Source organism: Paracoccus sp. S-4012, from assembly GCF_009674885.1.
In the GTDB taxonomy this organism is placed as follows: Bacteria; Pseudomonadota; Alphaproteobacteria; order Rhodobacterales; family Rhodobacteraceae; genus Paracoccus.
Genome location: NZ_WKKA01000003.1, coordinates 296,611 through 308,351, shown reverse-complemented (window position 1 = coordinate 308,351; position 11,741 = coordinate 296,611). Strand labels below are relative to the sequence as shown.

14 protein-coding genes and 1 tRNA gene are annotated in these 11,741 nt (G+C 71.4%); 6 read left to right on the top strand and 9 right to left on the bottom strand.

From position 1 onward, the window contains the following. The coding region (locus tag GI374_RS06865) for a transposase (RefSeq protein ID WP_195759861.1) at positions 1-358 on the bottom strand (358 nt) is incomplete at its 3' end. Between the two features lie 129 nt (positions 359-487). Here GI374_RS06865 and GI374_RS06860 point away from each other — a divergent pair. Further along, on the top strand, positions 488-895 hold the full coding sequence (locus GI374_RS06860) for a class I SAM-dependent DNA methyltransferase (RefSeq protein ID WP_154336262.1): 408 nt from the start codon (positions 488-490) through the stop codon (positions 893-895). After that, on the top strand, positions 892-1,272 hold the full coding sequence (locus GI374_RS06855) for a hypothetical protein (RefSeq protein ID WP_154336261.1): 381 nt from the start codon (positions 892-894) through the stop codon (positions 1,270-1,272). The genes GI374_RS06860 and GI374_RS06855 overlap by 4 nt, the downstream gene beginning before the upstream one ends. A 63-nt stretch (positions 1,273-1,335) precedes the next feature. Here GI374_RS06855 and GI374_RS06850 read toward each other — a convergent pair whose 3' ends face one another. From GI374_RS06850 to GI374_RS19090, 3 genes are all read right to left on the bottom strand, one after another. Further along, on the bottom strand, positions 1,336-1,560 hold the full coding sequence (locus GI374_RS06850; protein ID WP_154336260.1) for a hypothetical protein: 225 nt from the start codon (positions 1,558-1,560) through the stop codon (positions 1,336-1,338). Between the two features lie 200 nt (positions 1,561-1,760). Next, positions 1,761-3,323 carry a hypothetical protein gene (locus GI374_RS06845; RefSeq protein WP_229582805.1) on the bottom strand — a complete coding sequence of 521 codons (1,563 nt, stop codon included), beginning with the start codon at positions 3,321-3,323 and terminating at the stop codon, positions 1,761-1,763. After that, a complete protein-coding gene (locus GI374_RS19090) occupies positions 3,284-3,589 on the bottom strand; it encodes a hypothetical protein (RefSeq protein ID WP_229582799.1) in 306 nt (101 codons plus the stop codon). The genes GI374_RS06845 and GI374_RS19090 overlap by 40 nt, the downstream gene beginning before the upstream one ends. A 208-nt stretch (positions 3,590-3,797) precedes the next feature. On the opposite strand from GI374_RS19090, the gene GI374_RS18850 reads away from it, so the two are divergent. Then, on the top strand, positions 3,798-3,950 hold the full coding sequence (locus GI374_RS18850) for a hypothetical protein (RefSeq protein ID WP_195759860.1): 153 nt from the start codon (positions 3,798-3,800) through the stop codon (positions 3,948-3,950). Then, complete coding sequence (locus GI374_RS06840) at positions 3,950-4,963, top strand: tyrosine-type recombinase/integrase (RefSeq protein WP_154336259.1); 1,014 nt, start codon at positions 3,950-3,952, stop codon at positions 4,961-4,963. The genes GI374_RS18850 and GI374_RS06840 overlap by 1 nt, the downstream gene beginning before the upstream one ends. 65 nt (positions 4,964-5,028) lie before the next feature. On the opposite strand, the gene GI374_RS06835 is transcribed toward GI374_RS06840, so the two are convergent. Both GI374_RS06835 and recJ read right to left on the bottom strand, forming a co-directional pair. Next, a tRNA-Glu gene (locus tag GI374_RS06835) sits at positions 5,029-5,103 on the bottom strand. A gap of 100 nt (positions 5,104-5,203) precedes the next feature. Next, on the bottom strand, positions 5,204-6,958 hold the full coding sequence (gene recJ / locus GI374_RS06830) for a single-stranded-DNA-specific exonuclease RecJ (RefSeq protein WP_154336258.1): 1,755 nt from the start codon (positions 6,956-6,958) through the stop codon (positions 5,204-5,206). A 107-nt stretch (positions 6,959-7,065) separates the two neighbouring features. On the opposite strand from recJ, the gene GI374_RS06825 reads away from it, so the two are divergent. Beyond that, positions 7,066-7,296, top strand: coding sequence for a hypothetical protein (locus GI374_RS06825; RefSeq protein WP_154336257.1), 231 nt, complete (start codon positions 7,066-7,068; stop codon positions 7,294-7,296). A gap of 71 nt (positions 7,297-7,367) precedes the next feature. Here GI374_RS06825 and GI374_RS06820 read toward each other — a convergent pair whose 3' ends face one another. Genes GI374_RS06820 through GI374_RS06810 form a run of 3 tightly spaced genes read right to left on the bottom strand, consistent with a single transcriptional unit; the run spans position 7,368 to position 9,155 of the window. After that, the gene (locus GI374_RS06820) at positions 7,368-7,874 is read right to left on the bottom strand and encodes an MgtC/SapB family protein (RefSeq protein ID WP_154336256.1); all 507 of its coding nucleotides are present in this window, start codon (positions 7,872-7,874) and stop codon (positions 7,368-7,370) included. Next, a complete protein-coding gene (locus tag GI374_RS06815; protein WP_154336255.1) occupies positions 7,874-8,278 on the bottom strand; it encodes a cupin domain-containing protein in 405 nt (134 codons plus the stop codon). The genes GI374_RS06820 and GI374_RS06815 overlap by 1 nt, the downstream gene beginning before the upstream one ends. A gap of 10 nt (positions 8,279-8,288) precedes the next feature. After that, a complete protein-coding gene (locus GI374_RS06810; protein ID WP_154336254.1) occupies positions 8,289-9,155 on the bottom strand; it encodes an NAD(P)-dependent oxidoreductase in 867 nt (288 codons plus the stop codon). A gap of 128 nt (positions 9,156-9,283) precedes the next feature. On the opposite strand from GI374_RS06810, the gene GI374_RS06805 reads away from it, so the two are divergent. Next, complete coding sequence (locus GI374_RS06805; RefSeq protein ID WP_154336253.1) at positions 9,284-11,725, top strand: penicillin acylase family protein; 2,442 nt, start codon at positions 9,284-9,286, stop codon at positions 11,723-11,725. Positions 11,726-11,741: the final 16 nt, after the last annotated feature.

Here is an 11,741-nt window from a genome sequence, read left to right as displayed (position 1 = left end):
GAACCAGGTCATCGACCCGCCGGGTGGAGACGCCGCCGATCCAGGCCTCCTGGATCACCGCCACGAGCGCCTGCTCCGAGGTCTTCCGGGCCTCGAGGAAGCCGGGGAAGTAGCTGCCCTGCCGAAGCTTCGGCACCCGCAGGTTCAGCGTGCCCGGACGGGTGTCGAGAGCCCGCTCGCGGTAGCCGGTGCGCCAGGTCGTGCGCTCGCCGCTGCGCTCATGGCGCCCGGCACCGATCAGGCCTTCAACATCAGCCTCCATGAGCAGCTGAAGAACAGCCTCGGCAATCGCACGCAAGAAGTCGCCCTGATCGTGCTTTGCCAGAAGCTCGGACAGGTCCATGCTGGTCTTGGTCATCGGGGTCTCCTGTGGTCCGTGGTTGAAGCGTCGAAACTCCACCTCGACCATACACCTCGATGGCCACCTCGGGTTACACCGGCAGAGCCAGCGAAATTACACCACCTGCGCGGACGCTAACAATATCTGATGCGCAACTTCGCGACCGAGGCAGGCAAGAGCAAGGGCCAGTTCTACACCCCGGCCGAGGTCTCCCGGGTGGTTGCCGCCGTGGCGGGCGTGGACTGGGCCACCAGTCCCCGCCAGACGGTCTATGACCCGGCCTGCGGCTCGGGTTCGCTCTTGCTCAAAGCCGCCGAAACCGCCCGCGTGCCGATCTCGATCTTCGGGCAGGAGATGGACATCGCCGCCCGAGGCCTCGCCCGCATGAACACGATCATGCACAACCGGGCAACGGCCGAGATCGCCCAGGGCGCCGTCATCGCCGAGCCGCATTTCCTGGCCGACGCCCACACCCTGCAGACCTTCGACTTCGTCGTCGCCGACCCGCCCTTCTCGGCCAAGCGGGATGCGTCCGCTTCGACGCGCTTCCGGTGATCGGAAAGCTCCTGCGTCTTGCGGCTGTAATCGCTCTGGCGCAGATAGCCCTTCGCCAGCTCGCCCACGGTCGTTTCCGTCCCGTCTGCAAGCGTGACCTTGGCTGTCGCGTCAGCGCGCTTCGGCTCGACCTCGGGTTCCGGTTCCGCCTCGGCATCTTCGGCCGCGGCTTCCTCCGGTTGTCCTTCTGCCTCGCCTTCCCCCTCTTCGGTCGCGGCCTGATCTTCGACCTCGGGCGTTTCCGGCTTTTCGTCGTCGCCGGGCTCCCAATAATCGAAGTTGACCGCGTTGTCGGTCGCGGGTTGCGTGGTCTCAGTCCCGCGCTCGGGCGGGGTGTTGAGATCTTCGTCCATGCTCGATTGCCTCTCGGCCATTAAAAAAGCCCCCGCGGGATGCGAGGGCCTTCACCACGGGTTGTCGCCTTGTGGCGGTCCCGTATCTCAGACAGGCGCGCCGCGGCTCACGGCCGAGGCCAGCGTGGCCCGTATCTCGTGGCGGAAGGCGCGGGCCGCACGAACGGCCGCCTGCGCCTCGATCCGCTTGGTTTCCGTGTCGGCGTAAATCAGCCGCTCCACGGCTCCGGCCTCGATCTCGGTCAGCAGGGCGGACAGGAGCGAGTTGCCGGTCAGTTGCTCGGCCAGGGATTTGCGTTCAAGCGGCGTCATGGTAGGATTGCCTATCCTCACAACTCGGAGGCCCTAATGGGCAAAGCCGCGCCGACAATGCCGCCGACGCCGATGCATTATGCGGCCGCACTGCCGAATGGGCAGTCACGCGTCCCGGCGGTTACTCATGTGCCCCGATGCTCTTTTTGCGGGGGGAAGATCAGCGAAAACGACGACCGCTGCCCCGGATGTGGCGCAACCTAAGCGGCGTCATCGGGCACCAGATAGGGCCGGATCGCCCGCGCCTGCGCCTGCATCCGCGCGTCCTCGCGCCGGGCCTGCATTTCAGCCTGCCGCAGCGCCACCTCAGTCGAGAACTTCTCGCGCTCCCAGGCGATCTCCTGCTCTTTCAGCGCCGCCTTGCTCGCCAGTTCGTTTTGCTGGCGCGCGGCCTCGGCCTCGATCTCGGCCCGCTTGACGGTCAGGTCAGCTTGGAGCTGCGCCTGCTCGCGCATCGCCGCCGTCGTCTGGATCATCTCCTGCTCGGCCATGTGCGCCTGGAGCTTGGCCTGCACTTCCTGCGCCTTGATGTCCGCCTCGCTCGGCTGCGACTGCTGCGCCTTCTCGATTGCCTGGATTTCCTCCGGCGTCGGCTCGTGGAAATAGGTCGAGGGCGTCCGCAGGCCCGCGCTCTCCACCAGCTTCGACAGGGATGCGTAGAGGTGGGGCGCCTTCACAAACGGGTTGCCGGACGGCCCGAACGCGCCCAGCAGCTTCTCCTGCAACGCCAGCACCTGCTGCATCACCATCAGGTCGCGCTCGCGCGTCCCGGCGCCGAGGCCGGTGTTGACCTCGCAGTCCATGTCGCTGTTCCACGTCCGCGGGTCGAACTGCACCCACTCTCCGCGCAGCCTGACCGTGCGCGGCACGTCCTGGTGCTTCACGATCAGCTTGAGGATGCCGCGGAACAAAGGCCGCAGCCCGTCCGCGATGGTGCGAACCATCATTTCCGTCTCGCCGATGCCCGCCTGCTCGATCATGGCCGAGGCGGTTGCGGTCATGCCCTGCAGCACGTCCGGCGCCAGCCCGGCCGAGGCGTCGGATACGCCCGTTCGGTCGCTGGCCTCGGCGTCGAGATAATCGAGCATGGCGAAGGATTGCGCCGCCACGAATGGCACCCGCTGGACGGTGTAGGCGTCACCGGCCGGGATGCCCTCGCGGATATAGATCGGCTGCCCGAACTCCGGCGCCATCACCGCGTCGAGGTTCTCGACCACGCCGCGTTGGACGATGGGCTGCGGGTTGTTCTGCCAATAGATATTGTCCAGCGTCTGCCGCAGCAGCACGGTCTTGCCGCGCTGAATGTCGGCCAGGTCGTCGGCGAGGCTGATGCCCTCCCACTGGTGCGGCTGGCGCATCACCGCCACGTCGCAGAACTGGACCTCCTCGGCCTCCTCGTCCACCAGCAGGTTCTTCTCGGACAGCCCGCCGGCAAAGACCATGTGCCGAAGCTCGCTGATGCCGTCGCCGTCCGTGTCGAGGCGGATGAACAGGTCGTAGTAGTCCAGCGGCTCGTTGGCCTTCTGCGCCTCGGTGCGGCCGGCATCGAAGTCTCGGCGTTCCTCGGCCTCACTGTCGTCTTCGGTCGAGATGGGCAGGTCGAACACCAGCTTGCGGTCGTAGCCCATCGCCACCAGATCGCTGCGCCGAACCTCCGTCCGCTCGCCCGTCAGCGCGTCGTGGACGGCAGCCTCGATGGTCCGCCGCAGGTCGGCTTCCTCGATCAGCACCTGGTTGACGTAGTCCGTGGCCTGCTCCGCCACGCCCTCGTCGCCCTGCTGCTTCGCAGGTATTCCACCACCGACGCGCCGCCGAGGATGGTTCGCATGACAGACGGCAGCACCTTCTTGATGTGCGCCCGCACGTCGCGGCTGACCATGCTGGACCGCCCGGCTTCAGCCGGCAGGTCGCGCATCTCGCCGCGGTAGTATTGGACCGCGCGCACCCGGTCGGCGGCCATGTCCTCGGCGTGGCGCTCGGCCTCGCGGACCATCTTGGCGACGGCGCGGATCGGGCTGTCTTCGGTCATGCAAGCCCCTTCCGCCGCGTGAACTGCGGCACCTTCGATTCCGGCCCGTGGTGAGAGTGGGCAACGGCCACCAGCCCCGCAGCGTCAGCCCCGTGCGATGACCAGTCATGCTCAGGTCCAAGCCCGACCCCGCGGGCGTCGTCGCGCCGCTCGTGATACCAGCCCAGCGCATCCAGCCCGGCCGTGGTCGTCGCCTCGTGGAACCGGCATGCCGCTGGGCCTCCCCCGGCGCGTGCTGGGTGGACGCAAGCTCTACGACCGTCTGGACCTCGAAGCCTTTGCCAGCGATCTTGCCTATGATGGCGAGGTGGATCAGGACGGGGCGAGCCAGTGGGATCAGGAATATCGGATCGCCCGGTGATGCTGCCAAGAGTCCACCGCGTCACGAAGGGCGGCAAGGTCTATCGCTGGCACCGGCCGACGCGGACCAAGCTGCCCGATGGCCTGCCCGAGACGCATCCCGACTTCATCGCGGCGTGGGCTGCGGCCGAGGCCAAGACCGGCAAGCCCGCGCCCGCGAAGCCCGGCAGCGTGGCCGAGGCCGTGCGGACGCTCAAGGCGGGGCAGGAATGGCGGGTCCTGTCCGCCGTCTACAGGACCACGCTGGGGCGGCATCTTGACGCCATCATGGAGCGTGACGGCGACAAGCCCATGTCCGGGGTGCGCGCCGAGCATATCGAGGCGAACATGGCGCCACTGGCGGCTCACGCGGCAAATGACCGGCTCAAGGCATGGCGGCGGCTCTGCGACCACGCCAAGCGGGCGGGGCAGCTGCGATCCGAGCCCGCGCGGGCGGTCAGGCGGCGCGCGGTGAAGTCGGAGGGCCACGTCCCTTGGACGGCGGCCGAGGTCGAGCGCTTCCGCGCGAGGCATCCTGTGGGATCGGTTGCCCGGCTGGCGTTCGAGGTGGTGTTCTGGACGGCGCTGAGGACGGTGGACGCCGTGACCATCGGCCCGTTGAACGTCGGGAGGGACGGCATCCTGACCGTGCGGCAGTCAAAGACCGGCGGCACGGCTTATGTTCCGTGGACGGCCCCCCTTCCCGCCTGGGCTGTCGGCTGGGAGGCGGAACGGCAAGGGATGCTGCGCTGCCTGCGCGGCGACGGCCTTAGCTTCCTCGCCGCTCTCGAGCGGACCCGCAGCGTCAAGGGGCTGGGCAACCTGATCGCGGACGCGGCGCGCGAGGCGGGGATCGAGAAGTCGGCGCACGGGCTGCGAAAGGCCCGGCTGACGATGGCGGCCGAGGCTGGCGCGACGGCTCACGCGATCATGGCATGGGGCGGTCACAAGAGCTTGGCCGAGGCCGAGCGTTACACCCGGCAGGCGTCGTTGAAGCGGCTGGTGACGGGACAAGAACAGAACGGAACGAAGTAAACCGCCGCCGGATACCTGTAAACTGCTCGTCAAGTGATTGAATATTGGGGCTATTTTAGTGTGGCTGGCAGCCCGTAGGGGAGTCGAACCCCTCTTTCCAGGTTGAAAACCTGGCGTCCTAACCGATAGACGAACGGGCCAGCCGGCGACCGCGCGGTTGCTGACCCGCGGTGTGGGGCGGGTTCTAGGCGAGAGCGCGGGGGGGTGCAAGGGGAAAAGAACCGCTGCAAGCGGCTCCAGTCAGGCGGACGCGGCGTCGTCCAGGCGCAGGCGCAGGCGGCGGCGGCCGTTCCAGACGGAGGCTTCGAGCTTCCCGGCGAGGTGCATCTTCTGGCCGCGCGCGGCCATGAGCGCGGGGCCGAGGGGGCCGTCCATCGCGCCCCACGCCACGGCTTCCAGCGGCGGGCCGCCGACGGCGCGCAGGCCGAGGCGCAGGTGGCGGCCGTCGCCGATGCCGCTGACGCGCTCGATCAGAGTGTCGGCGAAGGCGAAGCGGGGGGCCGGCGCCGCCTGCCCGAAGGGGCCGGCGCGGTCGAGCATGTCGTGCATCTCGACGCTCGCCCCCTCGGGCGCGAGCAGGCCCGAGATGCGCAGCTCGCTCCGGCCGGGCGCGGCGGCGAGGTCGCGGGCCAGCAGCTCGGACAGCCGCGTCATCGCGCCCTCGATCCGGTCGGCCTCGACCGTCAGGCCGGCCGCCATGGCGTGCCCGCCGCCCTTGATGAGCCAGCCCTCTGTCGCGAGGCGATGGATCGCGCGGCCGAGGTCCACGCCGGGGACCGAGCGGGCGCTGCCCTTGCCGATCCCGCGCTCGATCCCGATCACGACCGAGGGCCGGCCGGTCGCCTCCTTCAGCCGCGCGGCGACGATGCCAACGACGCCGGGGTGCCAGTCCTCGCCCGCGGCCCAGGCGAGGCCGGGCGTGAGGTCGCCGCGCGCCTCGGCCTGCGCCATCGCCGCCTCGCGCACGGCCGCCTCGATGGCGCGGCGCTCGTGGTTGAGGCGTTCGAGCTCGGCGGCGAGGCGGCCGGCCTCGTCAGGGCAGGTGGTCGAGAGGCAGCGGGCGCCGAGATCGGCGCGGCCGACGCGGCCGCCGGCGTTGATGCGCGGGCCGATGAGATAGCCGAGGTGGAAGGCGCCCGGCGCGCTGTCGAGCCGCGCGATGTCGGCGAGCGCCGCAAGGCCCGCGCGCTCGCGCCGGGCCATGATGGCGAGGCCCTGACGGACGAAGGCGCGGTTGACGCCGATCAGCGGCGCCACGTCCGCGACCGTCGCGAGCGCCACGAGATCGAGCATCGGGATCAGTTCGGGCAGCGGCGCGATCCCGGCGGCGCGCGCCTGCCGGTTGGCCTCGACCAGCGTGAGGAACACCACCCCGGCGGCGCAGAGATGGCCCAGCTCGCCCGACTCGTCGGCGCGGTTGGGGTTCACCACCGCGAGGGCGGGCGGCAGCGTCTCGGCGCCGAGGTGGTGGTCGAGGACGATCACGTCGCAGCCCTCGGCCGCGGCAATCGCCTCGTGGGACATGGTGCCGCAATCGACGCAGACGATCAGGTCGTGTCGGCTGGCGAGGTCGGCCATGGCCGGAGGGTTCGGGCCATAGCCCTCGTCGATGCGGTCGGGGATGTAGAGGGTCGCGCGCCGCCCCATCTGCCGCAGCCAGTCGAGGATCAGCGCCGCCGAGGCGCCGCCGTCCACATCGTAGTCGGCAAAAACCGCGATCCGCTCGGCGTCCCGCACGGCGGCCAGCAACCGGGCAGCGGCCACCTCCATGTCGCGCAGGCGGCGCGGGTCGGGCAGCAGGTCGCGCAGCTTCGGCTCGAGGAAGGCAGGCGCGGCCTCGGGGGTGATGCCGCGCTCGGCCAGCACGCGGGCGACCGGCAGCGGCAGGCTCGCGGCCTGCGACAGGCCCTCGGCACGGCGGTCGGTCTCGGCGTCGGGGCCGACCCAGCGGCGGCCTGTGACCGAGTGTTCAACGGCAAGGAAGGCAGGGGTCATGGGGTCATGTTCTTCGCCCCTCGGCGGCCGGAGGGCAAGGCCCCGCGGACCGGAACGAAACCCCGCGCCTGCGGGTTGGCGGAGCGTCCCCCTCCGCGGAGCGCGCCATGCCGACCGAACCCGCCCGCCGAACCGCCTCGCGCAACACGACCATCCTGCTCGTGGGCCTCGGCATCATCGCGATCATCCTGCTCGTGGCCTGGTGGCTGCTCGCGGACAGTCCCGACGCGCCAGTGATGCAGGACGCGCGCGAGACCCCGCCGGCGGCGGTGCCCGAGGCACAGACCGGCGCCGCCGTCGATCCGGTGCCAGAGGGGACCACCCCCGCGGCGGAGTGACGGCGCGGTGCGTGGAAACCACGCACCCTACGGCCGAGGTAAGGTGCGTGCTCCGCCCACACCTCACCCCCTCACTCCTCCTCGGCAGCCCGCTCCTTCGCGTCACCGGCAACCCGCTCCACCATCAGCCGCACGGCCCAGAGCACCGACAGGGCCAGAAACGTGCCCAGCAGCGCGATCTTCACGTCACCGATCCCGCAGCAGAGGCCGACCGCGCCCACCATCCACATCGACGCGCCGGTGGTGATCCCCCGCACATGGCCGCCCGCGATCACGATGGAGCCCGCGGCGAGGAAGGCCACGCCCGAGGTCACGGCCTCGATCAGGCGCAGCGGGTCGGCCTGGACCCGGGTCTCGGGCGGCGCATGGAAGGTCGCCAGCTCCATCGCCGTGACCGCGAAGAGCGCCGCCGCGACCGAGATCAGCATATGCGTCCTGAGGCCGGCCGCGCGGGCCGAGACCTCGCGCTCCCAGCCGATCAGCCCGCCGAGGAGCAGCGCCAGCAGCAGGCGGCTGACCACCGTGCCCATCGGCAGCTGCGTTGGCCGCAGGAAATCGGCGATGAGGGCGTCGAACATCAGCCCGCGAAGCCGCGCCCCGGCCCGAGAGCCGGGTCCGCCTCAGGGCGCGGCAGGTCCAGCGCCTCGCCGGGGCCGCGCTTGAGGTCCGGCTCGGCCCCGTCCGGGTAGGCGCCGACGACGCCGAATTCGGGCGAGGCGTCGAGACGGCAATGCGCCAGCCCCGCCGGGATCACCACAACGTCGCCAGCCTCCAGCTCGACCACCTCGCCCTGCGGCCCGCCGAAGCGGATGCGGGCGTGGCCAGCATAGCAACCCAGCACCTCGTGGGTGTTGGTGTGGTAGTGGTCATACTCGAAGACGCCGTTCACCCAGGCGTTGGTCCAGCCGTTGCTGGCGAAGAGCTGCTCGAAGCCGCGCTCGTCGAACTTGTGGAGCTCGCCCTTGTGGATGATCGCCTGCATGGCTTCCTCCTCAGCGGCGCAGGCGGGCGATCAGGCTCGAGGTGTCCCAGCGGCCGCCGCCCATGCCTTGCACCTCCTTGTAGAACTGATCGACCAGCGCCGTCACCGGCAAGCTCGCTCCGGTCTCGTCGGCGGCGGCGAGGCAGATGGCGAGGTCCTTCCTCATCCAGTCCACCGCGAAGCCGTGATCGAACTCGCCCGTCGCCATGGTCTTGTGGCGGTTGACCATCTGCCAGCTTCCGGCCGCGCCCTGGCTGATGACCTCGACCACCGGCTCGATCGGGAGGCCCGCCTTCTCGGCGAAGGCGAGGCTTTCGCTGAGGCCCTGCACCAGCCCGGCAATGGCGATCTGGTTGCACATCTTGGTCAGCTGCCCGGCGCCCGACGGCCCCATCAGGCGGCAGATGCGGGCATAGGCCGCCATGATCGGCTCGGCGCGGGCGTAGTCCGCCTCCGCCCCACCGCACATGATCGAGAGCTGGCCGTTCTCGGCCCCCGCCTGCCCGCCCGAGACCGGCGCGTCCACGAAGCCGATCCCCGCGGCCCGCGCGGCTTCCGCCAGCTCGCGCGTGACGGCGGCCGAGACGGTGGTGTGGTCGATGAAGAGCGTTCCCTGCCCCATCCCCGCAAAGGCGCCGTCCGGCCCGAGGCACACGGAGCGCAGGTCGTCGTCGTTGCCGACGCAGGCGAGGACCGCGTCCTGCCCCTCGGCCGCCTCCCGCGGCGTCGCGGCGGCGCGGCCGCCGTGCCGGGCGACCCAGGCCCCGGCCTTCGCACGGGTGCGGTTGTAGACCGTGACCTCGTGCCCCTTGGCGGCGAGGTGCCCGGCCATCGGCCCGCCCATCACCCCGAGCCCGAGAAACGCCAGTTTCGCCATTCCGCCCCTCCCGCGCCGCGCGTTGCCTTGCCGCGGCGTTTCTCCTAACAACCGGGCCAGACATCCCACCCCGCCGGGCGCCGGTCAACCGCGCCGCCCGGCCGACGCCCGAAGGACTTCCCGCCCCGATGCTCACGCTCTTCCGCTGGCTCCTGCGGCTGACCGTGGGCCTGATCGTGGTGGCGGTCGCGGCGATCGCGCTCGCCTGGTATTTCGCCGTCCGCTCGCTGCCCGACTACGCGGGCAACTGGACCGTCGCGGGCCTGCAAGCGCCGGTCGAGATTGTGCGCTCGACCGACAACGTGCCGCATATCTTTGGCGAGAGCGATGCGGATGTGTTCCTCGCCCTCGGCCTCGCCCATGCCCAGGACCGGCTGTTCCAGATGGTCGTGCTGCGGCGCGCGGCGCAGGGGCGGCTGTCGGAGCTTTACGGCGCCCGCGCCTATGCCTCCGACGACCTCGCCCGGCGGCTGGGGCTGATGCGGAACGCCACGGCCTCGCTTCCGGCGCAGGACGGCTACACCCGCGCGGCGCTCAGCGCCTATGCCGAGGGCGTCAACCAATGGATCCAGATCGTCAACCGCGAAGCGCGGGGGCGCGGGGCGCCGGAGTTCTTCCTCTATCCCGACGAGATCGCCTGGTGGCAGCCCGAGGATTCGCTGGCGATCCTGAAGCTGATCGCCGCGGGCTCCACCCGCGCCCTCTCCGAGGAAGTGCTGCGCGCCCGCCTGTCGCTGGCCGCGCCCGGGCGGGGGCCGGAAATCCTCGCCCGCCGCAACGACCCGGCGCTGCCTGCCTATGCCGACCTGTTTCCCGACGCGAAGCTGATCCCGACCGCGATGCCCGTGCCGCCGGGAGAGAGCTGGTTCGCGCGGCTCGCGGGCTATGTCTCGCCGGGCGGCGGGGCGGCCGCGGGCACCGCCTTCGCCGCCGCGCCCGCGCGCACCGCCGCGGGCGCGCCGCTGATCGCGGGCAGCCTCGACGTAGCGCTGACGGTGCCCTCGCTGTTCTACCTCGCGCGGCTGGAACTCGCCTCGGGCGGCGTCATCGGCGCCACCATCCCCGGCATCCCCGCCGTCATCTCCGGCCGCAGCCCGGCACTCGCCTGGGCCATCGCGCCGGCGCAGGTGGACGACCAGGATCTGCTGGTCGAGGAGGTCGCGCCCGGCGATCCCGACCGCTACCTCACGCCCGAGGGCTGGGCCGCCTTCCAGACCCGCACCGAGGTGATCCGCGTGCGCGGGGCCGAGGACCAGCACGCGGTCCTGCGCGAGACGGTGAACGGCCCGGTGCTGCCCGCAGGGCATTTCGGCCTCGCCGAAATCCTGCCCGCGGGCCATGTCGCGGCGCTGAGCTGGACCGGGCTCAGCGGCGACGACACCACCATGACCGCGCTCACGGGCCTGATGCGCGCGCCCGACCGGGGCGCGGCTGTGCATGCGGCGGCCGAAGTGCTGGCCCCGGCGGTGACGATCACGCTCGCGGATGCCAACGGCATCTCGCAAATCCTCGCTGGCGGCCGCCCGGTGCGGGGGCCGGGCCACCAGACCGCGGGGCTGATGCCCACGCCCGGCTGGATGCCCGAGAACCGCTGGCAGGGCCTGCTGCCACCCTCCACCGCCCCGCAGGCAAGCGACCCGGCGGGCGGCGCCATCGCCGCCGCAGGGCCCGGCGGCGGCCCGGCCGAGGGGCCGCGCCTCTCGCGCCTCGCGGGGCTGCTCGACGGCCGCGAGATCCACTCGCGCGACAGCTTCATGGCCGCGCAGCTCGACACCGTCAGCCCGGCCGCCCGCGCGCTGCTGCCCCTGGTCGGCGCCGACCTCTGGTTCACCGGCGACCCCGCCCCCCGCGGCACGCCCGAGCGGCAGCGGCAGGACGCCCTCGCCCTCCTCGCCGCCTGGGACGGCGAGATGAGCGAGCATCTGCCCGAGCCGGCGATCTACGCCGTCTGGATGGCAGAGTTGCAGCGCCGCCTCGTGCGCGACGAACTCGGCCCGGTGGCCGAGGCGATCGACGGGTTGCGCCCCGCCTTCATCGACCGCGTGTTCCGCAATCTCGGCGGCGCCGCGGTCTGGTGCGACGTGGTCCAGAGCGCGCCGGTCGAGGACTGCGCCACCATGGCCCGCCAGTCCCTCGACGCCGCGATCCTGGAGCTGACCGCGCGCTTCGGCCCCGATGTGGCAAGCTGGCGATGGGGCGACCTGCACGAGGCGCGGCACCTGCACCCGGCGCTCGGGCAGGCCGCGGGCCTCGGGCCGATCGTCAACCTGCGCCAGTCGATGTCGGGCGACGACTTCACCCTGGCCGAGGGGCGCAGCATCCACGCAGGCCCCCTGCCCTGGGCCGTGGTCCGCGCCGCGGGCTACCGTGCGGTGATCGACCTCGCCGACCCCGACAGCTCGGTCTTCGTGATCTCCACCGGCCAGTCCGGCCACCCGCTCTCGCGCCATTACGACGACCTGAGCGAGCTGTGGCGGCGGGGCGAATACATCGCCATGTCGCTCGACCCGGCGCTGGCCCGCGCCGCGGCCGAGGGGGTGACGGTGCTGACCCCGGCCGGGGCGGAGTAGGCCCCCCCCGGCCTGG

Bases quoted from the DNA above. Each gene is read 5' to 3' on its own strand.
- GI374_RS06820 (WP_154336256.1), bottom strand. From the start codon at position 7,874: ATGTTCGACGCCCTCATCGCCGATTTCCTGCGGCCAACGCAGCTGCCG.
- GI374_RS06825 (WP_154336257.1), top strand. From the start codon at position 7,066: ATGCCGACCGAACCCGCCCGCCGAACCGCCTCGCGCAACACGACCATC.
- GI374_RS06840 (WP_154336259.1), top strand. From the start codon at position 3,950: ATGCTGCCAAGAGTCCACCGCGTCACGAAGGGCGGCAAGGTCTATCGC.
- GI374_RS06810 (WP_154336254.1), bottom strand. From the start codon at position 9,155: ATGGCGAAACTGGCGTTTCTCGGGCTCGGGGTGATGGGCGGGCCGATG.
- recJ (WP_154336258.1), bottom strand. From the start codon at position 6,958: ATGACCCCTGCCTTCCTTGCCGTTGAACACTCGGTCACAGGCCGCCGC.
- GI374_RS06860 (WP_154336262.1), top strand. From the start codon at position 488: ATGCGCAACTTCGCGACCGAGGCAGGCAAGAGCAAGGGCCAGTTCTAC.
- GI374_RS06805 (WP_154336253.1), top strand. From the start codon at position 9,284: ATGCTCACGCTCTTCCGCTGGCTCCTGCGGCTGACCGTGGGCCTGATC.
- GI374_RS19090 (WP_229582799.1), bottom strand. From the start codon at position 3,589: ATGACCGAAGACAGCCCGATCCGCGCCGTCGCCAAGATGGTCCGCGAG.
- GI374_RS06815 (WP_154336255.1), bottom strand. From the start codon at position 8,278: ATGCAGGCGATCATCCACAAGGGCGAGCTCCACAAGTTCGACGAGCGC.
- GI374_RS18850 (WP_195759860.1), top strand. From the start codon at position 3,798: ATGCCGCTGGGCCTCCCCCGGCGCGTGCTGGGTGGACGCAAGCTCTAC.
- GI374_RS06850 (WP_154336260.1), bottom strand. From the start codon at position 1,560: ATGACGCCGCTTGAACGCAAATCCCTGGCCGAGCAACTGACCGGCAAC.